Origin of the sequence: Pseudomonas brenneri (assembly GCF_007858285.1) — a bacterium.
GTDB lineage: Bacteria > Pseudomonadota > Gammaproteobacteria > Pseudomonadales > Pseudomonadaceae > Aquipseudomonas > Aquipseudomonas brenneri.
Genome location: NZ_VFIL01000010.1, coordinates 1 through 24,065, shown reverse-complemented (window position 1 = coordinate 24,065; position 24,065 = coordinate 1). Strand labels below are relative to the sequence as shown.

Sequence of the window (24,065 nt, the reverse complement as noted above, 5' to 3'; positions counted from 1 at the left end):
GAGCAGGATCTACAGGCCGCACGGCCTCATGCCGGCATCCCTGCCAGATCGACCTGTGCATCCAACAGGCTCATGAAAGCCCGCGCAGCGTTCGACAGTGTCCTTTCGGTGTGCACGATATAGCCTAGCTGGCGACTGAGCTGTATGCCCGGTAAAGCGATGCTGGCCACTTGATCATCAAGCATAGTGCGCGGCAGCACGCTCCAGGCCAGGCCGATGGACACCATCATCTTGATGGTTTCCAGGTAGTTGGTGCTCATGGCGATGTTCGGCGTCAGGCCCTGGGCTTCGAACAGGCGGTGCACGATATGGTGGGTAAAAGTATTGCCGCCAGGGAATACCGCCGGATGCAGGGCGATGTCGGCCAGGCTGACTGTGCCGTTATTGGCCAGGCTATGTTCGGGTGCCACTACGAAATCCAGAGGGTCATCCCACACCGGCGTGGCCCGCACCAGGGTGTGCGGCTCCGGCGCCAGGGTGATGACGGCCACTTCGGCACGGCCATGGAGGATTTCCTCGTAGGCGACTTCCGAATCCAGGAACTGAATATCCAGGGCTACGTTTGGGTATTCCCGGGTAAACGTGCGCAATACCGGCGGCAGGCGGTGCAGGCCGATGTGATGGCTGGTGGCTAGAGTGAGCCGCCCGCTGACTTCGCCGGTCAGGTTGGTCAGGGCGCGGCGGGTGTCGTCCAGCACATTGAGGATCTGATAGGCGCGGGGCAACAGGGCGCGCCCGGCCTCGGTCAGGCCGACTTCACGGCCCAGCCGGTCGAACAGGCGCACCTTCAATTGCTGCTCCAGCCCCGCAATACGCTTGCTGATTGCCGGTTGCGTCAGGTGTAGCCGTTCGCCTGCACCGGAGAAGCTGCCGGTCTCGGCGATGGCAATAAAAGCATTGAGGTTGGCCAGGTCCATGGTGGTATTCCAGTAGGTTATCCAAAGCATGAAAAATATGAATTTGAGTTATTTAATGTAACGCCATAGCATCAGCCTCACAAGCCAAAGGGTTATTGAATCGTTCAACGCCCAGGGCATAGAAAGACGCTGATGAGGACCGACTGATGGCCGGCAAAACGCTTTACGACAAACTCTGGGATTCCCATGAAGTGAAACGGCGCGATGATGGGTCGTCGCTGATCTACATCGACCGTCACATCATCCATGAAGTGACCTCGCCTCAAGCGTTCGAAGGCCTGCGACTGGCCGGGCGCAAGCCTTGGCGCGTCGACTCGATCATCGCCACCCCGGACCACAACGTGCCGACCACGCCGGAGCGCAAGGGCGGTATTGATGCGATCGTCGACACCGTGTCGCGCCTTCAGGTGCAGACCCTCGACGACTATTGCGACGAGTACGGCATTACCGAATTCAAGATGAATGACGTGCGCCAGGGCATCGTCCACGTGATCGGTCCGGAGCAGGGCGCGACCTTGCCGGGCATGACCGTGGTCTGCGGCGACTCCCATACCTCGACCCACGGCGCGTTCGGCGCCCTGGCTCACGGTATTGGCACTTCCGAGGTGGAGCATGTGTTCGCCACCCAGTGCCTGGTTGCCAAGAAAATGAAGAACATGCTGGTGCTGGTCGAAGGCACCTTGCCGTTCGGTGTGACCGCCAAGGACATCGTCCTCGCAGTAATCGGCAAAATCGGCACCGCTGGCGGCAACGGCCATGCCATCGAATTCGCCGGCAGCGCCATTCGCGACCTGTCCATCGAAGGCCGCATGACCATCTGCAACATGTCCATCGAAGCCGGTGCCCGTGTGGGCATGGTGGCGGCGGATGAAAAAACCGTGGAGTACGTCAAGGGGCGTCCGTTTGCACCGCAAGGCGCCGATTGGGATGCCGCCGTGGAGGCCTGGAAAGACCTGGTCTCCGACACGGATGCGGTGTTCGACACCGTGGTCGAGCTCGACGCCGCCCAGATCAAGCCGCAAGTCAGCTGGGGCACCTCGCCGGAAATGGTCCTGGCCGTTGATCAAAACGTGCCGGACCCGGCCAAGGAAACCGACCTGGTCAAGCGCGGTTCCATCGAACGCGCGTTGAAGTACATGGGCTTGAAAGCCAACCAGGCGATCACCGACATCCAGTTGGACCGCGTGTTTATCGGCTCCTGCACCAACTCACGGATCGAAGACCTGCGCGCTGCGGCAGTCATCGCCAAGGGCCGCAAAGTGGCCGCGACTATCAAGCAAGCCATCGTGGTGCCAGGTTCGGGCCTGGTGAAGGCTCAGGCTGAAGCCGAGGGCCTGGACAAGATCTTCCTCGAAGCCGGTTTTGAATGGCGCGAGCCGGGCTGCTCCATGTGCCTGGCGATGAACCCGGACCGCCTGGAGTCCGGTGAGCATTGCGCGTCCACCTCCAACCGTAACTTCGAAGGGCGTCAGGGCGCCGGTGGCCGTACCCACCTGGTCAGCCCGGCCATGGCCGCTGCGGCTGCCGTCAACGGTCGTTTCATCGACGTTCGCGAATTGATCTGAGGAATACCCGATGAGAGCTTTTACCCAACACACAGGTCTTGTCGCGCCGTTGGATCGTGCCAACGTGGACACCGACCAGATCATCCCCAAGCAGTTCTTGAAGTCGATCAAGCGCACCGGTTTTGGCCCGAACCTGTTCGACGAATGGCGCTACCTGGACGTGGGCTACGCCTATCAGGACAACTCCAAGCGCCCGCTGAACAAAGACTTCGTGCTCAATGCCGAGCGTTACCAGGGCGCCAGTGTCTTGCTGGCCCGGGAAAACTTCGGTTGCGGTTCCAGCCGTGAACATGCGCCGTGGGCCCTGGAAGAATATGGCTTTCGCAGCATCATCGCGCCGAGCTACGCCGACATCTTCTTCAACAACAGCTTCAAGAACGGCTTGTTGCCGATCATCCTGACCGACGAAGAAGTCGATGAGTTGTTTCAGCAGGTGGAGGCCGATGTCGGCTACCAGTTGACCGTCGACCTCGCGGCACAGACCGTGACCCGCCCGGATGGCAAGGTGTATCACTTTGAAGTGGATGCTTTCCGTAAACACTGCTTGATCAACGGCTTGGACGATATCGGCCTGACCTTGCAGGACGGCGATGCCATCGCGGCGTTTGAAACCAAGCACCGGGCCAGCCAGCCTTGGTTGTTTCGTGATGCCTGATTTGCGGTAAGCCGTGCGGGCCCCATCGCGGGCAAGCCCGCTCCCACATTTTGATCTGTGAACACGGTCAAGTGTGGGAGCTGGCTTGCCTGCGATAGCGCCAGTACTAACACCACAAAACCCAAGGAAAACCACCGCCATGACCACCACCGCCCACACCCAAGTCGTGCAAAAACAATTCGGTGAACAGGCCTCGGCCTACCTGAGCAGTGCCGTGCACGCCCAAGGCACCGAATTCGCACTGCTGCAGGCCGAACTGGCCGGGCAGGGCGCGGCACGCCTGCTGGACCTGGGCTGTGGCGCCGGTCACGTGAGTTTCCACGTAGCGCCGCTGGTCAAGGACGTGGTGGCCTACGACCTGTCGCAGCAGATGCTCGATGTGGTTGCCGCCGCTGCCACAGACCGTGGCCTGGACAACATCCGCACCGTCCACGGCGCCGCCGAGCGCTTGCCGTTCGCCGATGGTGAGTTCGACTTCGTGTTCAGCCGCTACTCGGCCCACCACTGGAGCGACCTGGGCCTGGCCCTGCGCGAAGTGCGCCGGGTGCTCAAGCCGGGCGGCGTGGCGGCGTTCGTCGATGTCTTGTCACCGGGCAGCCCGCTGTTGGACACTTACCTGCAAACCGTCGAAGTACTGCGCGACACTAGCCACGTGCGCGATTATTCCTGCGGTGAGTGGATGCGCCAGCTCAGCGAAGCCGGCCTGCATGTGCGCAACAGCAGCCGCCAACGCCTGCGCCTGGAATACACCTCGTGGGTCGAGCGCATGCGCACGCCAGAGGTATTGCGTGCAGCAATCCTTGAGCTGCAAAAGGCGATGGGCCAGGAAGTCCGCGATTATTTCGAGATTCAAGCCGACGGCACCTTCAGCACCGACGTGCTGGTGGTCTGGGCCGAACGCTAATAATTTTCCCGACCTGCCTGTGGGCGGGCCGCTTGATGAAATGAGGAACCCATGAGCAAGCAGATTCTGATTCTCCCTGGCGACGGTATTGGTCCGGAAATCATGGCCGAAGCGGTCAAGGTCCTGGAATTGGCCAACACCAAGTACAGCCTGGGCTTTGAATTGAGCCACGACGTGATCGGCGGTGCCGCCATCGACAAGCATGGCGTACCGCTGGCCGACGAAACCCTGGACCGCGCCCGTGCCGCCGATGCCGTGCTGCTCGGCGCCGTGGGTGGGCCGAAATGGGACAAGATCGAGCGTGATATCCGCCCTGAACGCGGCCTGCTGAAAATCCGCGCGCAACTGGGCCTGTTCGGCAACCTGCGTCCGGCGATCCTCTACCCGCAACTGGCCGATGCGTCGAGCCTCAAGCCAGAAGTGGTGGCGGGCCTGGATATCCTGATCGTGCGCGAGCTGACCGGCGGTATCTACTTTGGCTCGCCACGTGGCGTGCGTGAGTTGGAAAATGGCGAGCGCCAGGCCTACGACACCCTGCCGTACAGCGAGAGCGAAATCCGCCGTATCGCCCGTGTCGGTTTCGACATGGCCCGCGTGCGCGGCAAAAAGGTCTGCTCGGTGGATAAGGCCAACGTGCTGGCCTCCAGCCAACTGTGGCGCGAGATCGTCGAAGAAGTGGCCAAGGATTACCCGGACGTCGAACTGAGCCACATGTACGTCGACAACGCCGCCATGCAGTTGGTGCGTGCACCCAAACAGTTCGATGTGATCGTCACCGACAACCTGTTCGGCGACATCCTGTCCGACCAGGCCTCGATGCTCACCGGTTCCATCGGCATGCTGCCGTCGGCGTCCCTGGACACCCACAACAAGGGCATGTACGAGCCGTGCCACGGTTCGGCGCCGGACATCGCGGGGCAGGGCATTGCCAACCCGCTGGCGACCATCCTGTCGGTCTCGATGATGCTGCGTTACAGCTTCAACCTGAGCGAGGCGGCGGACGCGATCGAGAAGGCGGTGAGCCTGGTGCTGGACCAGGGCCTGCGTACCGGCGACATCTGGTCGCAAGGTTGCACCAAGGTCGGGACGCAGGAAATGGGCGACGCAGTAGTCGCCGCGCTGCGGAATCTGTAATCTCTCGGGCCCGCTTGCAGTTGTTGCTGCAAGGCGGCCCACTTTTTAACAAGGTGTAGTTGCGATGAAACGTGTAGGTCTGATCGGTTGGCGCGGGATGGTCGGTTCCGTGCTCATGCAGCGGATGCTGGAAGAGCAGGATTTCGATCTTATTGAGCCGGTGTTTTTCACCACTTCGAATGTCGGTGGCCAAGGGCCGTCCGTGGGCAAGGATATCGCCCCGCTCAAGGACGCCTACAACATTGAAGAGCTCAAGACCCTCGACGTCATTCTGACCTGCCAGGGCGGCGACTACACCAGCGAAGTCTTCCCCAAGCTGCGTGAAGCCGGCTGGCAGGGCTACTGGATCGACGCTGCGTCCAGCCTGCGCATGCAGGACGACGCAGTGATCGTCCTCGACCCGGTCAACCGCAAGGTCATCGACCAGCAACTGGATGCCGGTACCAAGAACTACATCGGTGGTAACTGCACCGTCAGCCTGATGCTGATGGGCCTGGGCGGCCTGTTCGAAGCCGGGCTGGTGGAGTGGATGAGCGCCATGACCTATCAGGCGGCCTCCGGTGCCGGCGCGCAGAACATGCGTGAGTTGATCAAGCAGATGGGCGCAACCCACGCCGCTGTCGCCGATCAACTGGCCGACCCGGCCAGCGCGATCCTCGACATCGACCGCCGTGTGGCCGAGTCCATGCGCAGCGACGCCTACCCGACCGAGAACTTCGGCGTGCCATTGGCCGGTAGCCTGATCCCGTGGATCGACAAGGAACTGCCGAACGGCCAGAGCCGTGAAGAGTGGAAGGCCCAGGCCGAGACCAACAAGATTCTTGGCCGCTTCAAGAGCCCGATCCCGGTGGATGGCATCTGCGTGCGCATCGGCGCAATGCGCTGCCACAGCCAGGCGCTGACCATCAAGCTCAACAAAGACGTGCCGATCGCCGATATCGAAGGGCTGATCAGCCAGCACAACCCTTGGGTCAAGCTGGTGCCGAACAACCGCGATATCAGCATGCAGGAGCTGAGCCCGACCAAGGTCACCGGCACCCTGAATGTACCGGTGGGGCGTCTGCGCAAGCTGAACATGGGCACCCAGTACCTGGGCGCCTTCACCGTGGGTGACCAACTGCTGTGGGGCGCGGCCGAACCGCTGCGTCGGATGTTGCGGATCCTGCTGGAGCGTTGATCGCTTTTTGGTGTTGAACAAACCCGCGTTCTGGTGACAGGCGCGGGTTTTTTTATTGCTCTTTAGGGCTCTTTCGCGAGCAAGCCCGCTTCACATTTGATTGCATTCACACATCAAAATGTGGGAGCGGGCTTGCTCGCGAAAGGGCCATCAGCCACACCACAAAACCTGGGTTAATTGCCTCACCCCCAACCACCCGGTAAAGTGCCGCTCCCCCCCGCAATGCCCGAGGCAGCCCCCATGACCCAGACCTTTGATATCGCCGTGATCGGCGCCACCGGCACGGTTGGCGAAACCCTGGTGCAGATCCTCGAAGAGCTGGATTTCCCGGTCGGCACCCTGCACCTGCTGGCCAGCAGCGAGTCGGCCGGTGCCTCGGTGCCGTTTCGCGGCAAGAATGTGCGGGTGCGGGAAGTCGATGAGTTTGATTTCAGCAAGGTACAACTGGCGTTTTTCGTCGCAGGCCCGGCGGTCACCTTGAGTTTTGCCCCGCGCGCCACTGCGGCCGGCTGCTCGTTGATCGACCTGTCCGGCGCGCTATCGGCCGAACAGGCACCCCAGGTGGTGCCGGAAGCCAATGCCCAGGTACTGGACGGCTTGAAAAAGCCCTTCCAGCTCGCCAGCCCAAGTCCTTGCGCGACTCACCTGGCGGTGGTCCTTGCGCCGCTGCGCGGCCTGCTGGATATCCAGCGTGTCAGCGTCACCGCCAATCTGGCGGTGTCTGCCCAAGGCCGTGAGGCCGTCAGCGAGTTGGCCCGGCAAACCGCCGAGCTGCTGAATGTGCGGCCCCTGGAGCCCAAGTTCTTTGATCGGCAGATGGCGTTCAACCTGCTGGCCCAGGTCGGCACGCCCGATGCCCAGGGCCATACCAACCTGGAGAAGCGCCTGGTCCACGAGTTGCGCACACTGCTTGAATTACCGTTACTGAAAATTTCCGCGACATGTGTTCAAGCTCCAGTGTTTTTTGGCGATAGCCTGAGCGTGTCCCTGCAACTGGCGTCTGCTGTGGACCTTGGCGCAGTCAGTCGCGTGTTGGAGGCAGCACCGGGCATCGAACTGGTGGAAGAGGGCGATTACCCTACAGCTGTTGGGGATGCGGTCGGTCAGGACGTGGTCTATGTGGGCCGGGTGCGTGCCGGTATTGACGACCCGGCGGAACTAAACTTGTGGCTGACGTCAGATAACGTACGTAAAGGCGCTGCACTTAACGCGGTGCAGCTGGCACAGTTGTTGATAAAACACCTTGTGTAAAAGATACTTGGCGGCAATTTGTAGATTGATTCTAGCTAAGCGCTATGCTTGGCCCCATGCAGGAAAAGTTGCGCGTCGGTGACCTATCGGCTCGCGATGCCGAATGGCAGCGGTACCCAACCTTCTCGCAGGCCGAGGAGTGTTCAAACAAAGGAAGAGGCTATGGTTCAAGTTCGCAAACTGGTGTTAGCAATAGCGGCCGCCTCGGCGCTGTCCTCCGGTATGGCGCAAGCCCTGCAACTTGGGGAGATGACCCTCAAGTCGAAGTTGAACCAGCCGCTGTCGGTGGAGATCGAGTTGCTCGACGTGGGTGGGCTGACTGCCTCCGATATCGTGCCTAGCCTCGCGTCTTCCCAGGCCTTTGTGGATGCGGGTGTCGATCGTCAGGCGTTCCTTGATGAGCTGACCTTTACCCCAGTGCTCAACAGCAGTGGTCGCAGTGTGGTTCGCGTGACTTCCAGCAAGCCGTTGCCCGATTCCTACGTGCGCTTCCTGTTGCAGGTGCAATGGCCCAATGGCCGATTGATGCGTGACTACAGCGTATTGCTGGACCCGGCCAAGTTCGAGCAAAAGGCCCCGCAGGCCAGTGCCCCGGCACCGCGTCTTGCCACGCCTGCTGCCACCAGCGTCAGCAAGGCTGCTGAACACACCACGACTTCTCGCGACACGCTATGGGAAATCGCTGCGAAAAACCGCAATGGCGGCTCGATCCAGCAGACCATGCTGGCGATCCAGGCGTTGAACCCGGGGGCCTTTGTCGACGGTAATATCAACCGCATGAAAACTGGCCAGGTGCTGCGCCTGCCAGATCCGGTCCAGAGCACCAGCCTGCCGCAACCCCAGGCGATTGCCGAAGTGACTGCGCAGAATGCGGCCTGGCGTCAGGGCCGTCGCGGTGCCACCAATCAAGCGGCGGGGCGCCAGCAACTGGACGCCACCAAACGCACCCAGGCCGGCGCAGCGCCGTCGCAGACGGCCGCCAAGGACAACCTGAGCCTGGTCTCGGCCGAGGCCGCCAAGGCCGGTGTCAAAGGCGCCGCAGGCGATAGCAAGGCTTTGAGCAACAAGCTGGCGGTGACCCAGGAAAGCCTGGACTCGACCCGCCGCGAAAACGAAGAGCTGAAAAGCCGCATGACTGACCTGCAAAGTCAGTTGGACAAGCTGCAGCGGCTGATCGAACTCAAGAACAATCAACTGGCCAAGTTGCAAGCCGAAGGCGGCACCCCGGCGCAGCCTGCGGTCATGCCAGCCGAGCTGGCTGCGGTACCGGCTATACCTGCAGCGCCCGCAGCTGAAGCGCCTGTGGTTGCACCAGTGGAAAAACCGGCAGAGCCGGCAGAAGTTGCCAGCACCGAAGGTAAATTCAATGAGCTGCTGACCAACCCTATCGTCCTTGGGGTGATCGGTGGCGCCGCCGGCCTGTTGGTGCTGCTGCTCCTGCTGCTGTGGGCGCGTCATCGCAATGCGCGCCTGGAAGAAGAGAAACACCTGCGCATGGCGCGGGCGCTGGCCGAGGAGCCAGAGTTCTCCTCGAACCTTGAGCAGGACATGCCATCGGACAGTTTCGAAGGCCTTGAAGTCCCGGCGGCAAACGTCACGCTGGCTCCAGCTCCAGCTCCAGCTCCAGCTCCAGCTCCAGTTGCCGTGGCCCCTGTGGTTGCACCTGCGACCAGCATGGCACCTCCAAGCAAGCCGATCATTGAGCCCGGCTCCGCCGACGCCCTGGCCCAGGCCCAATCCCATCTGGATCGTGGCCACTTGAACCAGGCGGCTGCGGTGCTGGAGGAAGCGATCAAGCTGGAGCCCAAGCGCAGCGATCTGCGCCTCAAACTGCTGGAAGTCTACGGCCAGCAGGGCGACAAGGATGGTTTCGTGAGCCAGGAGCGCCAACTGGTTGCCAATGGCGAGAACCATGCCCAGGTCGAGTTGTTGAAAAATCGCTACCCGGCCATGGCCGTGCTGGCTGCGGGCGTCAGTGCGGCGGTCGCCGCTGCTGCGCTGGACGCACAGTACGTCAAGGATCTGCTCCAGGAAGAGCCGGCGCCTGCCGCCGCGCCTCAAACCGATACGTTCGACACCGACTTCGACCTGAGTCTGGATGATCTGGAAGCCGCGTCACCGGCAGTGGTCGCGCCCGAGGTCGATGACCTGAGCTTCGAGTCGGTGTTGCAGCAACAGACCGAAACCAAGGCCAGCGAGGACGATCTAGCGGATTTTGACCTCGACTTGCAGTTGGATGCGCCTGCCTCGCAGTCCGACGACGATTTCCTCTCTGGCCTGGAAGAGCAGATGAAGGACCTGCCGCCGGTCGAGCCACCTATCTTGACGCCGGCCGCGCTGGACGATTTTGACTTGCCGGAAGACTTCGACCTGTCCCTGGCTGACGAGCCCGCGCCAGCGGACAAGCCGGACGCCTTCGCCTCGGAGCTCGACGATGTCAACGCCGAGCTGGAACGTCTGTCGCAGAGCCTGGAAAGCCCGTCGATCGAGCCGAGCTTCACCGCAGAAGATGCCGCCAAGGGCGACGATGAGCCGGAGTTCGACTTCCTGTCGGGCACCGATGAAGTCGCCACCAAGCTCGACCTGGCCCAGGCCTATATCGACATGGGCGATGCGGATGGCGCGCGCGACATCCTTTCCGAAGTCCTCACCGAAGGTGATGAAAAGCAACGGGGTGAAGCCAAGGAAATGCTCAGCAACCTAGCCTAAAGCCATCGCGCAACCCCTGTAGGAGCGAGCTTGCTCGCGAAGGTCGTCAACGATAACGCGCCCATCCTGGATGATCGCGGCGCTCTTGAGTTTTTCGCGAGCAAGCTCGCGCCTACAAAAAGCTTCAAGCCATATATAATGGCTGCCTTTGCGCAACTCATCAGGCTCTCAGCTCTTGGCAAATATAGATAACGCGGCCGCCGAAATGGCGGCCGCCGGCTTTTTCAGAATCGCCCTGGGCGTGGAATACAAAGGCTCGCGCTATCGCGGCTGGCAGCGCCAGGCCTCTGGCGTGCCGACCGTGCAGGAAACCCTGGAGAAGGCCCTGTCGAAGGTCGCCGACTCCCCGGTTTCATTGATGTGTGCCGGGCGCACCGACGCGGGCGTGCATGCCTGTGGGCAAGTGGTGCATTTTGACACCCAGGCCGAGCGTTCGCTGAAGGCATGGGTCATGGGCGCCAATATCAATCTGCCCCACGATGTCAGCGTCAGTTGGGCCAAGGTCATGCCGGCGCACTTCCATGCACGGTTCAAGGCCATCGCCCGGCGTTACCGTTATGTGATCTACAACGATCAGATCCGTCCGGCGCACTTGAACGAAGAAATCACCTGGAACCATCGCCCGTTGGACGCCGAACGCATGGCCGAAGCGGCCCAGCATCTGGTGGGGATCCACGATTTCAGTGCATTCCGGGCCGGCCAGTGTCAGGCCAAGTCGCCGATCAAGGAAGTCCATCACCTGCGCGTGACACGTCACGGCAAGATGATTGTCCTGGATATCCGCGCCGGTGCGTTCCTGCACCATATGGTGCGCAATATCGCCGGGGTGTTGATGACCATTGGCACTGGCGAGCGCCCGGTGGAGTGGGCCAGGGAGGTGCTGGAGAGCCGAGTCCGGCGTACTGGCGGGGTGACGGCACACCCGTTCGGCCTGTACCTGGTGGATGTGGAGTACCGCGATGAGTTCGAGCTGCCGCAGCGTTTCATCGGGCCACACTTCCTCACAGGTTTCACTGAACTTGGCGGCTGACGCCCGGAAAAGCATTTGTTACCATCCGGGACTTTCCTGGACAGCCCCCTGAGGTTTCGACGATATGTCAGGCGTTCGCAGCAAGATTTGCGGGATTACCCGCATGGAAGACGCGCTGGCGGCAGTCGAGGCGGGGGCTGACGCCATCGGTTTTGTATTTTATGCCAAAAGCCCGCGGGCGGTGACGGTGCAGCAGGCCCGGGCGATCATTGCCGGTTTGCCGCCATTCGTGACCACCGTGGGGCTGTTCGTCAACGCCAGCGCCTGTGAGCTCAACGAAACCCTGGATGCCGTGCCGCTGGACCTGCTGCAGTTCCATGGCGACGAATCGCCGGAGGAGTGCGCTGGCTACCATCGTCCGTATATCAAGGCGTTGCGGGTCAAGGCGGGTGACGATATCGCCGCCAGTTGCGCCGCCTACGCCGGGGCCAGCGGGATTTTGCTCGATGCTTATGTCGAGGGCATTCCTGGCGGGACGGGCGAGGCCTTTGACTGGTCGCTGATTCCCCAGGGCTTGAGCAAGCCGATCATCCTGGCGGGTGGCTTGTCTGCCGACAATGTGGCCCAGGCCATTGCCCAGGTGCGTCCCTATGCAGTGGACGTCAGCGGCGGGGTGGAGCAGGGCAAGGGCATCAAGGATTCAGGCAAGATTCGCGCATTCATGCAAGCGGTGCGCAGCAGCAGTGGCGCGATGTGACGGCTGGCAGTCTGCCGCCGTCAGTAACTACCACTGTGTAAAACAGGCCGGCGTTGCCCTCGGGCGGCGCCAATGAAGTGGCAGCCACGCACTGGCGGGTTGTCTGGAAGGCTGAGGGCAGGTGCAGGAAATGGCTGGTCGAACGTCTGACCCCGTCCTGCAGGTGTCATCGCCACATCAATGAATTTAGCTCAAGGGCATACGCGGGGCTGTGTTCAAGCCACCGGTACTGGAGAAAGAAAGCATGAGCAACTGGTTAGTAGACAAACTGATCCCCTCGATCATGCGTTCCGAGGTGAAAAAAAGCTCGGTCCCTGAAGGTCTGTGGCACAAGTGCCCATCCTGCGACGCGGTGTTGTACCGCCCGGAGCTGGAAAAGACCCTGGACGTTTGCCCCAAGTGCAACCATCACATGCGTATCGGCGCCCGCGCCCGTATCGACATTTTCCTCGACGCCGATGGCCGTGCCGAACTGGGTGCTGACCTGGAACCGGTGGACCGTCTCAAGTTCCGCGACGGCAAGAAGTACAAGGACCGCCTGACTGCTGCGCAAAAGCAGACCGGTGAAAAAGACGCGCTGATCTCCATCAGCGGCAAGCTGTTGGGCATGCCGGTGGTGGTGTCCGCGTTTGAGTTTTCCTTCATGGGTGGCTCCATGGGTGCCATTGTCGGTGAGCGTTTTGTACGTGCCGCCAACTACGCCCTGGAAAACCGTTGCCCGATGATCTGCTTCGCCGCCTCCGGTGGTGCGCGGATGCAGGAAGCGCTGATCTCGCTGATGCAAATGGCCAAGACCTCTGCGGTATTGGCGCGTCTGCGTGAAGAAGGTATCCCGTTCATCTCCGTGCTGACCGATCCGGTCTACGGCGGCGTTTCCGCCAGCCTGGCGATGCTGGGCGACGTGATTGTTGCCGAGCCGAAGGCGCTGATCGGTTTTGCCGGCCCGCGCGTGATCGAGCAGACCGTGCGTGAAAAACTGCCGGAAGGCTTCCAGCGCAGCGAGTTCCTGCTGGAGCACGGCGCCATCGACATGATCATCGCCCGTTCCGAGCTGCGTCCGCGCCTGGGCAACCTGCTGGCACAGATGATGGACCTGCCGACGCCTGAGTACGTTGCCGCACCTGTCGAGCCAATCGTGGTGCCACCGGTGCCTGCAAACCTATGACCCAACGAACCCTGGGCGAATGGCTCGCCTACCTTGAGCAGTTGCATCCGTCAGCCATCGACATGGGCCTGGAGCGCTCGCAACAGGTAGCGGCCCGCCTTGGGTTGGGTCGACCTGCGCCGCGGGTGATCACGGTCACCGGCACCAACGGCAAGGGTTCTACCTGCGCCTTTGTCGCCGCGTTGCTGCAGGCCCAGGGCTTGAAGGTTGGCGTCTACAGCTCGCCACACTTGCTGCGTTACAACGAGCGCGTGCAACTCAACGGTGTCGAAGCCACCGATGAGCAGTTGTGTGAAGCCTTTGCGGCGCTGGATGCCGGGCGTGGTGAAACGTCCCTGACCTATTTCGAGATGGGCACCCTGGCCGCGTTCTGGCTGTTCGAGCGTGAACAGCTGGATGCGGTGGTGCTGGAAGTCGGCCTGGGCGGGCGCCTGGACACGGTCAATGTGGTGGATGCCGATCTTGCGTTGGTCACCAGTATTGGCGTGGATCACGTTGATTACCTGGGCGATACCCGCGAATCCGTGGCCTATGAAAAGGCCGGGATCTTCCGCCAGGGCAAGCCGGCGTTGTGCGGTGACCTGGATCCGCCACAGACCTTGCTGGACAAGGTGCGCGAACTGGATTGCCCGTTTTTCCTGCGGGGCCGGGACTTCTCCCTGGAAGTGGCTGACGATCAATGGTCGTGGCGCGGTGTCGACGCGCGGGGCCAGGGTGTCGAGCTGCACGGCCTGCCGCTGCTGAACCTGCCTATGGAAAACGCTGCACTCGCCCTGCAGGCATACCTGTTGTTGGATCTGCCGTGGAATGCCGGGCAGATTGCCGATACCTTGCAGCGTACCCAAGTGGTTGGGCGCCTCGATCGTCGTTCGTTCGAATGGCAGGGCAAGCGCTTGAACCTGTTGCTGGATGTCGGGCATAACCCGCATGCTGCGCAGTACCTGGCGCGTCGTTTGGTGCGTCAAGCGCCAGCGGGTCGGCGCCTGGCGGTGTTCGGCCTGCTGTCGGACAAGGATCTGGACGGTGTGGTCGCACCGCTGTTGGGTAATGTGCAGTCCTGGGCGGTCGCCCCGTTGGATACGCCACGCACCCGCACGGCTGATGAGGTGCAGGTGGTGTTGCAGAACCTTGGGGCGACGGTGACGTCCCATGCAAGCGTGAGCGCTGCGTTGGAGGCTCAATGCGCGGTGGCAACGGCCGAGGACGAGATTCTGTTGTTCGGATCATTTTATTGTGTTGCCGAGGCGCTTGAATGGTTGGCCCGGCGCTCCACGGAGGAAGCTGCACATGGCATTACTGGATAGCGCATACAAGCAGCGAATGGTCGGAGCCCTGGTGCTGGTGGCATTGGCGGTGATTTTCCTGCCGATGCTGTTTTCTCGCCAGGACGAGCAGCGCCAGGTCACGGTTGAGGCCCCGGCTGCACCCCAGGCCCCGGTGATACCGCAGGTTCAGGTCGAGCCGGTGGTGGTGCCTGAGCCGCAGGCGTTGCCCGAGGAGGAACCGGTGCCGACTGACGCTGAGATTGCCCAGCAGCAGGCGCCCACGGCGCCGATTCAGCCCAGCGTTCCCGTGGTGAAGCCTGCGCCAGTCGTGGCTGCCAAGCCTGCGGCGCCTGCCCCGGCACCAAAACCTGTCGCGCCGCAGCCTGCTGCGCCAGGCAAACCGGATGTCGGCCAAAGCCGTATTGATCCCAATGGCCTGCCGATCAGTTGGTCGGTGCAGCTTGCCAGCCTGTCCAATCGCGAGAGTGCCGAAGCTTTGCAGAAAACCCTGCGTAGCCAAGGTTATAACGCCTATATCCGTACTGCCGATGGCAAGAACCGGGTGTTTGTCGGGCCGCTGATCGAACGCGCCGAGGCGGATCGCCTGCGTGACCTGTTGGGGCGCCAGCAGAATCTGAAGGGTTTTGTGGTGCGCTTCCAGCCAGAACGTGGCTGATTCTGGCAATACCTCAAAATGTGTGTGCAGGCTTGTGTGGGAGCGGGCAAACCCGCTCCCACATTGGTTTTTGCCTGTCTTGAGATGGCCGCAGCCTGCCACAACCTATTGATTTGCAATGGACCGCCAATCACCGCTTACCGATAGCCCGGCGCTCTGCTAAAATGCGCCGCCTTATCCGTCTGTAGGCTGCACTGTGCCATTTACCTGGGTTGATTGGGCGATCGTAGCCATCATCGCCATCTCCGCATTGATCAGTCTAAGCCGCGGCTTCGTCAAAGAAGCATTGTCGCTGCTGACCTGGATCGTTGCAGGAGTCGTCGCCTGGATGTTCGGCGGATCCCTGGCCGTTTACCTGGCCGGCTACATCGAAACACCTTCGGCTCGTGTCATCGCGGGCTGCGCCATCATGTTCATCGCCACGCTGCTGGTGGGAGCAATGGTCAATTATCTTATCGGCGAATTGATACGTGTCACCGGCCTCTCCGGGACCGATCGATTTCTCGGCATGGCCTTTGGTGCCGCGCGTGGCGCGTTGCTGGTGGTCATTGCGGTCGGGCTGTTGAGCCTGGGCCCGGTACAGCAGGATGCATGGTGGCAGGAGTCGAGTCTCGTGCCAAAATTTCTATTGGTTGCAGATTGGTCCAAGAACCTCATATTGGGGTGGAGCAGTCAGTGGCTGGCCAGCGGAATCAGCGTACCCGCTGATCTTCCGTTCAAGGAACACCTCTTGCCGGGCAACGCGCCGCAGTAAGCAGGGTTCAGTCAAGATTCATTAAGTAGGGGTTGCGTCGCATGTGTGGCATCGTCGGTATCGTCGGTAAGTCGAACGTCAATCAGGCGCTGTATGACGCGCTAACCGTCCTCCAGCACCGCGGCCAGGACGCTGCCGGTATTGTGACCAGCCACGACGGCCGGTTATTCCTGCGCAAGGACAATGGCCTGGTACGTGACGTGTTCCATCAGCGTCACATGCAGCGCCTCGTCGGGCACATGGGCATTGGTCATGTGCGTTATCCGACGGCTGGTAGTTCGACTTCGGCCGAGGCTCAACCGTTTTACGTCAACTCGCCTTACGGCATTACCCTGGCGCACAACGGCAACCTGACCAATGTTGAGCAACTGGCCAAGGAGATTTACGAATCTGACCTGCGCCATGTCAACACCAATTCCGACTCGGAAGTGCTGCTCAACGTGTTTGCCCACGAACTGGCCCAGCGCGGCAAGTTGCAGCCGACCGAAGAAGACGTGTTTGCCGCTGTGACTGACGTGCACAACCGCTGCGTCGGTGGCTACGCGGTCGTGGCCATGATCACCGGCTACGGGATTGTTGGTTTCCGCGATCCGCATGGCATTCGTCCGATCGTGTTCGGCCAGCGCCACACCGACGAAGGCGTCGAGTACATGATCGCCTCCGAAAGCGTATCCCTGGATGTGCTGGGCTTTACCCTGGTCCGCGATCTGGCCCCGGGCGAGGCGGTGTACATCACCGAAGACGGCAAGCTGCACACCCGTCAGTGCGCGGTCAACCCGAAACTCACCCCGTGCATCTTCGAACACGTCTACCTGGCGCGTCCGGATTCGATCATCGACGGTGTCTCGGTGTACAAGGCGCGTCTGCGCATGGGCGAGAAGCTCGCCGAGAAAATCCTGCGCGAGCGTCCGGAGCACGACATCGACGTGGTGATCCCTATCCCGGACACCAGCCGCACTGCGGCGCTGGAGTTGGCCACCCGCCTGGGCGTCAAGTTCCGCGAAGGTTTCGTCAAGAACCGCTACATTGGCCGCACCTTCATCATGCCGGGCCAGGCAGCGCGCAAGAAGTCGGTCCGCCAGAAGCTCAATGCCATCGAGCTGGAGTTCCGCGGCAAGAACGTGATGCTGGTGGATGACTCCATCGTGCGCGGCACCACCTGCAAGCAGATCATCCAGATGGCTCGCGAAGCCGGGGCGAAGAACGTGTACTTCTGTTCCGCCGCACCAGCCGTGCGTTACCCGAACGTGTACGGTATCGACATGCCGAGCGCCCACGAACTGATTGCCCACAATCGTTCGACCCAGGATGTGGCTGATCTGATCGGTGCTGATTGGCTGATCTATCAGGATCTTCCTGACTTGATCGAAGCGGTGGGTGGCGGCAAGATCAAGATCGAGCAGTTCGATTGTGCGGTCTTCGATGGCAAGTACGTGACGGGTGACGTCGACGAGGCTTACCTGAACAAGATCGAGCAGGCGCGCAACGACTCCTCGAAGATCAAGACCCAGGCGGTCAGCGCGATCATCGATCTGTACAACAACTGAGTAACGACCGGCCCTGAGGGGCCGGTTTTGTATCTTAAATAAAGAATTGAGTGAAGGAGTGGCAGCATGAGTCAGGAATGGGATGCCGGTCGGTTGGACAGCGACCTCGATGGCGTGGCTTTCGATACCCTGGCTGTGCGCGCCGGCCAGCACCGCACGCCGGAAGGTGAGCACGGTGACCCGATGTTCTTCACTTCCAGCTACGTGTTCCGTACCGCAGCCGACGCGGCGGCACGCTTTGCTGGCGAAGTGCCGGGCAATGTCTACTCCCGTTACACCAACCCGACCGTACGCGCCTTCGAAGAGCGTATCGCGGCGCTGGAAGGGGCAGAGCAGGCTGTCGCCACGGCCACTGGCATGGCGGCCATTCTCGCCGTGGTCATGAGTCTGTGCAGTGCTGGCGATCACGTGTTGGTGTCGCGTAGCGTGTTTGGTTCGACCATCAGTTTGTTCGAGAAGTACTTCAAGCGTTTTGGTATTGAAGTCGACTACGTGCCGCTGGCGGATCTTTCCGGTTGGGACGCGGCGATCAAGGCCAATACCAAATTGCTGTTCGTCGAGTCGCCGTCCAACCCATTGGCAGAGTTGGTGGACATCGCCGCCCTCGCCGAAGTGACGCATGCCAAGGGCGCGATGCTGGTGGTGGATAACTGCTTCTGCACGCCAGCCCTGCAGCAGCCACTGACGCTGGGGGCGGACATCGTGGTGCATTCGGCCACCAAGTTCATCGATGGCCAGGGCCGTTGCATGGGGGGCGTGGTTGCCGGCCGTGGCGAGCAGATGAAGGAAGTCGTGGGCTTCTTGCGCACTGCTGGCCCGACCCTGAGCCCGTTCAATGCATGGGTTTTCCTCAAGGGCCTGGAAACCCTGAGCCTGCGGATGAAGGCCCATTGCGCCAACGCCCAGGCCCTGGCGCAGTGGCTGGAGCAGCAGGACGGAATCGAAAAGGTTCACTACGCTGGCTTGAAGAGTCACCCGCAACACGAACTGGCCCAGCGTCAGCAGCGGGGCTTTGGTGCGGTGGTCAGCTTCGAGGTCAAGGGTGGCAAGGAGGGCGCATGGCGCTTTATCGATGCCACGCGCCTGATTTCCATCACCGCTAACCTGGGCGATAGCAAAACCACCATTACCCATCCAGGCACCACTTCCCATGGTCGCCTTACCCCGCAGGAGCGTGAAGCGGCCGGTATTCGTGACAGCCTGATCCGCGTTGCAGTGGGCCTGGAAGACGTGACTGACTTGCAGGCTGACCTGGCTCGCGGGCTGGCTGCCTTGTGATCGAGTGGTCCCTGGAGGCGGCTGGTGCCAGTAATGGTCGAGTCGCGCTGGTGACGGGCGCGGCACGGGGCATCGGCCTGGGGATCGCGGCCTGGTTGATCAGCGAAGGCTGGCAGGTGGTGTTGGCCGATCTGGATCGCGAGCGGGGCGCCAAGGTGTCCAAAGTCCTGGGCGATAACGCCTGGTTTATCACCATGGACGTGGCCGACGAGCAGCAGGTGGCCCTTGGGGTGGCTGAAGTGCTTGGCCAGTTCGGGCGCCTGGATGCGCTGGTGTGCAATGCCGCTGTGGCCGATCCGCGCAATATCACGCTGGACAGCCTGGACCTGGCTTACTGGAACCGGGTATTGGCGGTGAACCTCAGTGGGCCGATGCTGCTGGCCAAGCATTGCGCGCCTTATCTGCGCGCTCATGGCGGTTCTATCGTCAACTTGGCCTCGACCCGGGCCCAGCAGTCGGAGCCCGATACCGAGGCGTATGCGGCGAGCAAGGGCGGCCTGTTGGCCCTGACCCATGCGCTAGCCATCAGCCTGGGGCCAGAGGTTCGGGTCAACGCTGTCAGTCCTGGTTGGATTGATGCCCGTGATCCCGCAGCGCGCCGCGCAGAGCCGCTGAGTGACGCCGATCATGCGCAGCATCCTGCGGGCCGGGTTGGGACGGTTGAGGATGTGGCGGCCATGGTGGCGTGGCTGCTGTCGCGCAGCGCTGGGTTTGTGACAGGGCAAGAGTTCGTAGTGGATGGCGGCATGAGCAAGAAGATGGTCTATGAGCCGTGAGGGGCAGCTTCAAACTACAGGCTGCAAGTGAAAGCGGATTTTCGGTGGCTTTTGACTTGCAGCTTGAAGCTTGCAACTTACAGCTGTTTTTGAAAAAAAACTCAATCCTGCTATTGACTTAGGTCCGCTACCTGCGTAAATTTCGCGGCCTCAACGAAGCAAAGGGTGATTAGCTCAGCTGGGAGAGCATCTGCCTTACAAGCAGAGGGTCGGCGGTTCGATCCCGTCATCACCCACCACTTCTTGAGAGTTTTGCCTTCGGGCAAGACGCAACGTTAAAGGTTGCACCGACGCGCAGCGGTAGTTCAGTCGGTTAGAATACCGGCCTGTCACGCCGGGGGTCGCGGGTTCGAGTCCCGTCCGCTGCGCCATATTTTCCAGGTCCGATGATTCGGATTTGAGATTGAACAGCCAAGGCTGCTCAGTCAGATGTTTGAAGGCGGTTGAAGGTGACACTTCAGCAGTCTGAGCGATACGCAGCGGTAGTTCAGTCGGTTAGAATACCGGCCTGTCACGCCGGGGGTCGCGGGTTCGAGTCCCGTCCGCTGCGCCATATCTGTTCCAGGGTCCACTGAACACCCTGAGAGTGCCAAGGCAAGCTTCATGCTTGATTGGATCGATAGCAAAGACCCTGGTCGAAAGACTGGGGTTTTTTGTGTCTGCGATTTGATGATGCGCCCTGTAGGAGTCGGCAAGCCGGCCCCTACAGGGTGTCGATCAGAAGCCCAGCTTGTCCCGCAGCCCGTAGTACCACGCGCCCAGCGCCGCAAACGGGGTTCGCAGCAGTTGGCCGCCCGGGAACGGATAGTGGGGCAGGTCGGCAAACGCATCAAAACGCTCGGCCTGGCCTTTGAGGGCTTCGGCCAGCACCTTGCCTGCCAGGTGGGTATACGTCACACCATGGCCGCTACAGCCCTGGGAGTAGTAGATGTTGTCACCCAGGCGCCCGACCTGAGGCAATCGCGACAGGGTCAGCAGGAAATTGCCGGTCCAGGCGTAGTCGATTTTCACATCCTTCAATTGCGGGAACGCCTTGAGCATCTTCGGGCGGATAATCGCTTCAATATTCGCCGGATCCCGCGCGCCATACACCACGCCACCACCGAAGATCAGGCGCTTGTCGCTGGTCAGTCGGTAATAGTCGAGCAAGTAGTTGCAATCTTCGACGCAGAAATCCTGGGGCAGCAGGGTTTTAGCCAGTTCATCACCCAGAGGGGCTGTGGTAATTACTTGTGTGCCGCAAGGCATCGACTTGGCTGCCAGCTCAGGCACCAGGTTGCCCAGGTAGGCGTTGCCGGCGACGATGATGAATTTGGCCTTCACCTTGCCTTGGGCGGTGTGGACGACAGGATTGGCGCCGCGCTCGATACGCACCGCTGCGGACTGCTCGTAGATCGTGCCGCCGAGGGACTCCACCGCCGCCGCTTCGCCCAATGCCAGGTTGAGCGGGTGGATATGCCCACCGCTCATGTCCAAAAGGCCGCCGACGTAGTTCTCACAGGCCACCACATCGCGGATGCGCCGCTCATCGAGCAACTCCAGCTGAGTATGGCCATAGCGCTCCCACAGGCGCTTCTGCGACTCCAGGTGGCCCATGTGCTTGCTATTGAGCGCGGCAAATACACCACCGTCCTTCAGGTCGCACTGGATCTGGTATTTGGCGACCCGCTCACGAATGATCCTGCCGCCTTCAAACGCCATTTGCCCCAATAGCTGCGCCTGCTGGGGGCCGACGCTACGCTCGATCACATCGATATCACGGCTGTAGCTGTTGACGATCTGCCCACCATTGCGCCCTGAAGCCCCGAACCCCACCTTGGCGGCTTCCAGTACCGTCACGCGAAAGCCGCTCTCCAGCAGGAACAGTGCACTCGACAACCCGGTATAGCCGGCGCCGATTACGCACACGTCGGTTTCGACTTCGCCTTGCAGGACCGGCCGGGGAGGAACCGCATTGGCGGACGCGGCGTAATACGACTGGGGGTAGGGGGTGTTCGCCATACTGGAACCTCTGTTTTATATTTTTTACGAGTGCGCCGATCCTACCTGAGTTGAAAATCCCCTGCCAGCCATGCGGGAAAAGCAGCTCTACCGAGCAAAAATAAAAAATTCGCATATTCATAGGCTTAGCTGCAAAAAAGGTGTTGACACCCCTCGGGAATTCCGTAGAATGCCGCCTCACAGCAGGCACGTAGCTCAGTTGGTTAGAGCACCACCTTGACATGGTGGGGGTCGTTGGTTCGAGTCCAATCGCGCCTACCAAACAAAATCCGCTCTGCTGGGCGGTCTAGAAGGGCTCACCGAAAGGTGGGCCCTTTTTTGTTGTCTATCGTTTGGGCAAACATTGGGAATACTTTGGGCAAACGACCTTCGAGCTACACGTTTAGGTCGGCTTTCACCTTCATGTAAATGACCTCATCATCCCCGTGGCCAGACTGATAATGCTCGGTCATTTTCACGTCAGCGTGACCCATCAATCCCTGTATATATTCCTGTGCAAATCCCTGCTGTTCGTACAGCCAGGCACCCAATGCGCGGATCTCATGAAACGTTGGCCGCTCACCCGCTGGCACATTGTCGTAGGCTTGTGAGTCGTCCCGAGCCTGGCCACGGTGCTGGTATGCCCGCAGAAATTAGAGCGATGGAAGCTCGAATTAAAAGAGAGGAAATGCACCTCCTCTCAGGTTATTACGAGCAGAAAGGTGGCCCGGTTCGCGGTGGCTCGCCAGGGTCTGGTCGCCGCAGCTAAAAAAGCTTTCCGCAAAACCCTTCGCAAGGCTTTCTGGAGAGCATCCGGCCCGCACATGGCTGGCCGGTAATCTCAGGATTTTTCTCACAGTCCGCGGATCTTCCCGACTGCACTCTTGTTCTCGCACGGATCTAAGCTGCTCCGGCCGGGTCGAGGCACGATTCTCATCGCGGTTACCCGTGGGTCGATTAAGGCTCGACCTCGCTAACCGGCGGGGCCACGCACTACTACGCAACCACGATGCCCAAGGCCCCGGCCTGGGCGGCGAAGGCCAAGCAGACGCTACGCCTCGGGCACCACGTCTTTTTCAAGGATGTGCCGTGATGACGCCCGTCCAGAAGCTGGCCGGGCTGGTGGTGATGGTCCTGGTGCTGATGGGCATCGCCGCCGGAGTCACCTGGCAGGTGCAGGACTGGCGCATGCTCAACGAATTATCGCCATCACCGATGCCGGCGATAGAGGATTGATCGCGCTGCGGGCGTGCCAGGCGTATGTCAGAGCCATTGCGCGCTGACGGGCTGGAGATATCTATTGTGCCGGAGGGGAATTCAGTCACTGATATGTAATCGTGAATGTTGCCGATGCATTAGCCGGCCCTGGTGTTACCTGCTTCTCGGTCTGCAAGTAACGGGCACGCAGAGGGATCGAATAACTCCCCTCGCTGGTTCTTAGGCTGAGTCCACTACTCCGATTCCTTCCAAGTGGCACGGGGGCATTATTGGGTGTGGCAATCTGAATGCCAACGCCGCTGGCTGCGGGGGCACCATCCGTAGCGCTCGGGTCAAGGCTCAAAACGCCGGTGGGCGCGCTAATCGGTGGTCGAGCGGGATCAATGCGAAACAGCAGGCTGTTGTTATCTCTAGATCCACTAGTGCCTACACCGGACGGATAATCTCCGCTCTGCGAAGTCCAGCTCGGGACGTTCGTGCTATATGTACCGTGGAACGCTGGGCAGTTGTTCAAATCAATGGAAAAGTTCTGCCAACCGCTGGCGCTGTTAAGCCCAGTAAATTCCTTGGTCTGATGTGTTCCCATCGGTACCACCACATCCGGAGTGCTGCAGGTTCGCGAAACAATCTGGATGGTGCCTGCAATCTCAACATAGAACCCCAACATTCTGACGGTGTTGGCGTTGAAGTAGAGCTGTACTGCGGGCAAAGTTCCGCCCCGGAGCACGCCAGGTTTCACATCACCAATTTTCACCAAAATCAACTCAAAGTTAGTAACGTTGTAAAGAGGGATAGGGCATGGAGTGGAGGAGTTACAATTCGTTGGCCGTCTAGGGCCTAGCCCGGGCAGCACCAGCCCCGAACTATTTTTGAAGGCGACTCCCAGCCCATCGATGTTGGTTTTGTAGACTTTATTTGCATACGGTCCACTGGACCAATTGGCTCGGCTTGAGTTGGGAAGAACATATTCGGACCACATATCAAACGGCGCATATTTGCATTCGATTGTCGGGGACTGTCCTGATGCGACCTGAAATGTCTGGCGATAGACCTCAGACCCCAGCGGTACATCGCGCCCAACGGTGATTGCCGATATTTGCAGCGGCATGAAGCCGTCAGCCGGCTTAATGCCATCCTTGTAGTCGCAAGTCAGTGCCATGGCCGTATCGGCCACTGTCCACAGTGCAGCAGATGCTAATACTGACTTGATCAAAGCGCTAAATTTCACAACGGTATCCTTTGAATCGCCCCGGATTCTCTAGACACCTTGCAAGCTCATTGCGTAACGCTTTTCAAACTCTACCGGTGACAGCTGATTGTTGAAACCATGGCGGCGTTTTGCGTTGTAGAACATCTCGATGTAATCA

The 24,065-nt window shown here is 60.6% G+C and carries 21 protein-coding genes, 4 tRNA genes and 2 pseudogenes; 22 read left to right on the top strand and 5 right to left on the bottom strand.

Going from position 1 to position 24,065, the window contains the following annotated elements; translation table 11 throughout:
• Window positions 1-26 precede the first annotated feature (26 nt).
• Entirely contained in the window at window positions 27-917 is an 891-nt protein-coding gene (locus tag FJD34_RS20950; RefSeq protein WP_065942506.1) for a LysR family transcriptional regulator, read from the bottom strand.
• 146 nt (window positions 918-1,063) lie between these two features.
• Here FJD34_RS20950 and leuC point away from each other — a divergent pair, with 146 nt between their 5' ends.
• From leuC to FJD34_RS20855, 19 genes are all read left to right on the top strand, one after another.
• Complete coding sequence (leuC, locus tag FJD34_RS20945; protein WP_032859460.1) at window positions 1,064-2,482, top strand: 3-isopropylmalate dehydratase large subunit; 1,419 nt, start codon at window positions 1,064-1,066, stop codon at window positions 2,480-2,482.
• 10 nt (window positions 2,483-2,492) lie between these two features.
• Window positions 2,493-3,137: a 3-isopropylmalate dehydratase small subunit gene (leuD, locus tag FJD34_RS20940; protein WP_032859461.1), complete on the top strand. Its 645-nt coding sequence runs from the start codon at window positions 2,493-2,495 to the stop codon at window positions 3,135-3,137.
• Window positions 3,138-3,276: 139 nt separating this feature from the next.
• On the top strand, window positions 3,277-4,041 hold the full coding sequence (locus tag FJD34_RS20935; protein WP_090290752.1) for a class I SAM-dependent methyltransferase: 765 nt from the start codon (window positions 3,277-3,279) through the stop codon (window positions 4,039-4,041).
• A gap of 51 nt (window positions 4,042-4,092) precedes the next feature.
• Window positions 4,093-5,175 (top strand): 3-isopropylmalate dehydrogenase, encoded by a 1,083-nt coding sequence (leuB, locus tag FJD34_RS20930; RefSeq protein ID WP_032859464.1) that lies wholly within the window; start codon window positions 4,093-4,095, stop codon window positions 5,173-5,175.
• Window positions 5,176-5,239: 64 nt separating this feature from the next.
• Complete coding sequence (gene asd / locus FJD34_RS20925) at window positions 5,240-6,352, top strand: aspartate-semialdehyde dehydrogenase (protein WP_090290753.1); 1,113 nt, start codon at window positions 5,240-5,242, stop codon at window positions 6,350-6,352.
• Window positions 6,353-6,592: 240 nt separating this feature from the next.
• Window positions 6,593-7,603 (top strand): aspartate-semialdehyde dehydrogenase, encoded by a 1,011-nt coding sequence (locus FJD34_RS20920; RefSeq protein WP_090290754.1) that lies wholly within the window; start codon window positions 6,593-6,595, stop codon window positions 7,601-7,603.
• Between the two features lie 162 nt (window positions 7,604-7,765).
• Window positions 7,766-10,312: a FimV/HubP family polar landmark protein gene (locus FJD34_RS20915; protein WP_090290755.1), complete on the top strand. Its 2,547-nt coding sequence runs from the start codon at window positions 7,766-7,768 to the stop codon at window positions 10,310-10,312.
• 205 nt (window positions 10,313-10,517) lie between these two features.
• Complete coding sequence (truA, locus tag FJD34_RS20910) at window positions 10,518-11,342, top strand: tRNA pseudouridine(38-40) synthase TruA (protein ID WP_032859472.1); 825 nt, start codon at window positions 10,518-10,520, stop codon at window positions 11,340-11,342.
• Between the two features lie 64 nt (window positions 11,343-11,406).
• The gene (locus tag FJD34_RS20905; protein ID WP_032859474.1) at window positions 11,407-12,039 is read left to right on the top strand and encodes a phosphoribosylanthranilate isomerase; all 633 of its coding nucleotides are present in this window, start codon (window positions 11,407-11,409) and stop codon (window positions 12,037-12,039) included.
• Window positions 12,040-12,283: 244 nt separating this feature from the next.
• Entirely contained in the window at window positions 12,284-13,204 is a 921-nt protein-coding gene (accD, locus tag FJD34_RS20900; protein WP_032859684.1) for an acetyl-CoA carboxylase, carboxyltransferase subunit beta, read from the top strand.
• Window positions 13,201-14,508 carry a bifunctional tetrahydrofolate synthase/dihydrofolate synthase gene (folC, locus tag FJD34_RS20895; RefSeq protein WP_032859476.1) on the top strand — a complete coding sequence of 436 codons (1,308 nt, stop codon included), beginning with the start codon at window positions 13,201-13,203 and terminating at the stop codon, window positions 14,506-14,508. The genes accD and folC overlap by 4 nt, the downstream gene beginning before the upstream one ends.
• Complete coding sequence (locus FJD34_RS20890; RefSeq protein WP_032859478.1) at window positions 14,492-15,145, top strand: SPOR domain-containing protein; 654 nt, start codon at window positions 14,492-14,494, stop codon at window positions 15,143-15,145. Before folC ends, FJD34_RS20890 begins: the two co-directional genes overlap by 17 nt.
• A 196-nt stretch (window positions 15,146-15,341) precedes the next feature.
• Window positions 15,342-15,899: a CvpA family protein gene (locus FJD34_RS20885; RefSeq protein ID WP_032859479.1), complete on the top strand. Its 558-nt coding sequence runs from the start codon at window positions 15,342-15,344 to the stop codon at window positions 15,897-15,899.
• A gap of 41 nt (window positions 15,900-15,940) precedes the next feature.
• Entirely contained in the window at window positions 15,941-17,446 is a 1,506-nt protein-coding gene (gene purF, locus FJD34_RS20880; RefSeq protein WP_032859480.1) for an amidophosphoribosyltransferase, read from the top strand.
• 66 nt (window positions 17,447-17,512) lie between these two features.
• Complete coding sequence (locus FJD34_RS20875) at window positions 17,513-18,724, top strand: O-succinylhomoserine sulfhydrylase (RefSeq protein WP_090290756.1); 1,212 nt, start codon at window positions 17,513-17,515, stop codon at window positions 18,722-18,724.
• 11 nt (window positions 18,725-18,735) lie between these two features.
• The gene (locus FJD34_RS20870) at window positions 18,736-19,500 is read left to right on the top strand and encodes an SDR family oxidoreductase (RefSeq protein ID WP_090293079.1); all 765 of its coding nucleotides are present in this window, start codon (window positions 18,736-18,738) and stop codon (window positions 19,498-19,500) included.
• A gap of 163 nt (window positions 19,501-19,663) precedes the next feature.
• Window positions 19,664-19,739, top strand: a tRNA-Val gene (locus tag FJD34_RS20865).
• A 55-nt stretch (window positions 19,740-19,794) separates the two neighbouring features.
• Window positions 19,795-19,871: transfer RNA gene (locus FJD34_RS20860), tRNA-Asp, on the top strand.
• A gap of 105 nt (window positions 19,872-19,976) precedes the next feature.
• Window positions 19,977-20,053, top strand: a tRNA-Asp gene (locus FJD34_RS20855).
• A 164-nt stretch (window positions 20,054-20,217) separates the two neighbouring features.
• On the opposite strand, the gene FJD34_RS20850 is transcribed toward FJD34_RS20855, so the two are convergent.
• Window positions 20,218-21,501 (bottom strand): NAD(P)/FAD-dependent oxidoreductase, encoded by a 1,284-nt coding sequence (locus FJD34_RS20850; RefSeq protein WP_032859482.1) that lies wholly within the window; start codon window positions 21,499-21,501, stop codon window positions 20,218-20,220.
• A 184-nt stretch (window positions 21,502-21,685) separates the two neighbouring features.
• Here FJD34_RS20850 and FJD34_RS20845 point away from each other — a divergent pair.
• Window positions 21,686-21,762, top strand: a tRNA-Val gene (locus FJD34_RS20845).
• Window positions 21,763-21,875: 113 nt separating this feature from the next.
• Here FJD34_RS20845 and FJD34_RS20840 read toward each other — a convergent pair.
• On the bottom strand, window positions 21,876-22,073 hold the full coding sequence (locus tag FJD34_RS20840) for a tyrosine-type recombinase/integrase (protein ID WP_167360816.1): 198 nt from the start codon (window positions 22,071-22,073) through the stop codon (window positions 21,876-21,878).
• A 383-nt stretch (window positions 22,074-22,456) separates the two neighbouring features.
• Between FJD34_RS20840 and FJD34_RS28480 the strand changes: the two are divergent.
• Both FJD34_RS28480 and FJD34_RS28475 read left to right on the top strand, forming a co-directional pair.
• Window positions 22,457-22,573, top strand: a pseudogene (locus FJD34_RS28480) (cell wall hydrolase); the annotation flags it as partial.
• Window positions 22,574-22,658: 85 nt separating this feature from the next.
• Window positions 22,659-22,763 (top strand): annotated as a pseudogene (locus tag FJD34_RS28475) (lysis protein); the annotation flags it as partial.
• Window positions 22,764-22,801: 38 nt separating this feature from the next.
• Here FJD34_RS28475 and FJD34_RS20825 read toward each other — a convergent pair.
• The gene (locus FJD34_RS20825; RefSeq protein WP_090290758.1) at window positions 22,802-23,926 is read right to left on the bottom strand and encodes a fimbrial protein; all 1,125 of its coding nucleotides are present in this window, start codon (window positions 23,924-23,926) and stop codon (window positions 22,802-22,804) included.
• A gap of 30 nt (window positions 23,927-23,956) precedes the next feature.
• A partial coding sequence (locus FJD34_RS20820) for an IS3 family transposase (protein WP_130926105.1) occupies window positions 23,957-24,065 on the bottom strand: 109 nt, incomplete at its 5' end.

Excerpts from the sequence above, each read along its gene's own strand:
- FJD34_RS20875 (WP_090290756.1), top strand. The coding sequence starts at position 17,513 with ATGAGTCAGGAATGGGATGCCGGTCGGTTGGACAGCGACCTCGATGGC.
- FJD34_RS20920 (WP_090290754.1), top strand. The coding sequence starts at position 6,593 with ATGACCCAGACCTTTGATATCGCCGTGATCGGCGCCACCGGCACGGTT.
- leuB (WP_032859464.1), top strand. The coding sequence starts at position 4,093 with ATGAGCAAGCAGATTCTGATTCTCCCTGGCGACGGTATTGGTCCGGAA.
- FJD34_RS20890 (WP_032859478.1), top strand. The coding sequence starts at position 14,492 with ATGGCATTACTGGATAGCGCATACAAGCAGCGAATGGTCGGAGCCCTG.
- leuD (WP_032859461.1), top strand. The coding sequence starts at position 2,493 with ATGAGAGCTTTTACCCAACACACAGGTCTTGTCGCGCCGTTGGATCGT.
- purF (WP_032859480.1), top strand. The coding sequence starts at position 15,941 with ATGTGTGGCATCGTCGGTATCGTCGGTAAGTCGAACGTCAATCAGGCG.
- leuC (WP_032859460.1), top strand. The coding sequence starts at position 1,064 with ATGGCCGGCAAAACGCTTTACGACAAACTCTGGGATTCCCATGAAGTG.
- FJD34_RS20905 (WP_032859474.1), top strand. The coding sequence starts at position 11,407 with ATGTCAGGCGTTCGCAGCAAGATTTGCGGGATTACCCGCATGGAAGAC.
- FJD34_RS20850 (WP_032859482.1), bottom strand. The coding sequence starts at position 21,501 with ATGGCGAACACCCCCTACCCCCAGTCGTATTACGCCGCGTCCGCCAAT.
- FJD34_RS20915 (WP_090290755.1), top strand. The coding sequence starts at position 7,766 with ATGGTTCAAGTTCGCAAACTGGTGTTAGCAATAGCGGCCGCCTCGGCG.
- FJD34_RS20950 (WP_065942506.1), bottom strand. The coding sequence starts at position 917 with ATGGACCTGGCCAACCTCAATGCTTTTATTGCCATCGCCGAGACCGGC.
- asd (WP_090290753.1), top strand. The coding sequence starts at position 5,240 with ATGAAACGTGTAGGTCTGATCGGTTGGCGCGGGATGGTCGGTTCCGTG.
- truA (WP_032859472.1), top strand. The coding sequence starts at position 10,518 with ATGGCGGCCGCCGGCTTTTTCAGAATCGCCCTGGGCGTGGAATACAAA.
- FJD34_RS20935 (WP_090290752.1), top strand. The coding sequence starts at position 3,277 with ATGACCACCACCGCCCACACCCAAGTCGTGCAAAAACAATTCGGTGAA.
- accD (WP_032859684.1), top strand. The coding sequence starts at position 12,284 with ATGAGCAACTGGTTAGTAGACAAACTGATCCCCTCGATCATGCGTTCC.
- folC (WP_032859476.1), top strand. The coding sequence starts at position 13,201 with ATGACCCAACGAACCCTGGGCGAATGGCTCGCCTACCTTGAGCAGTTG.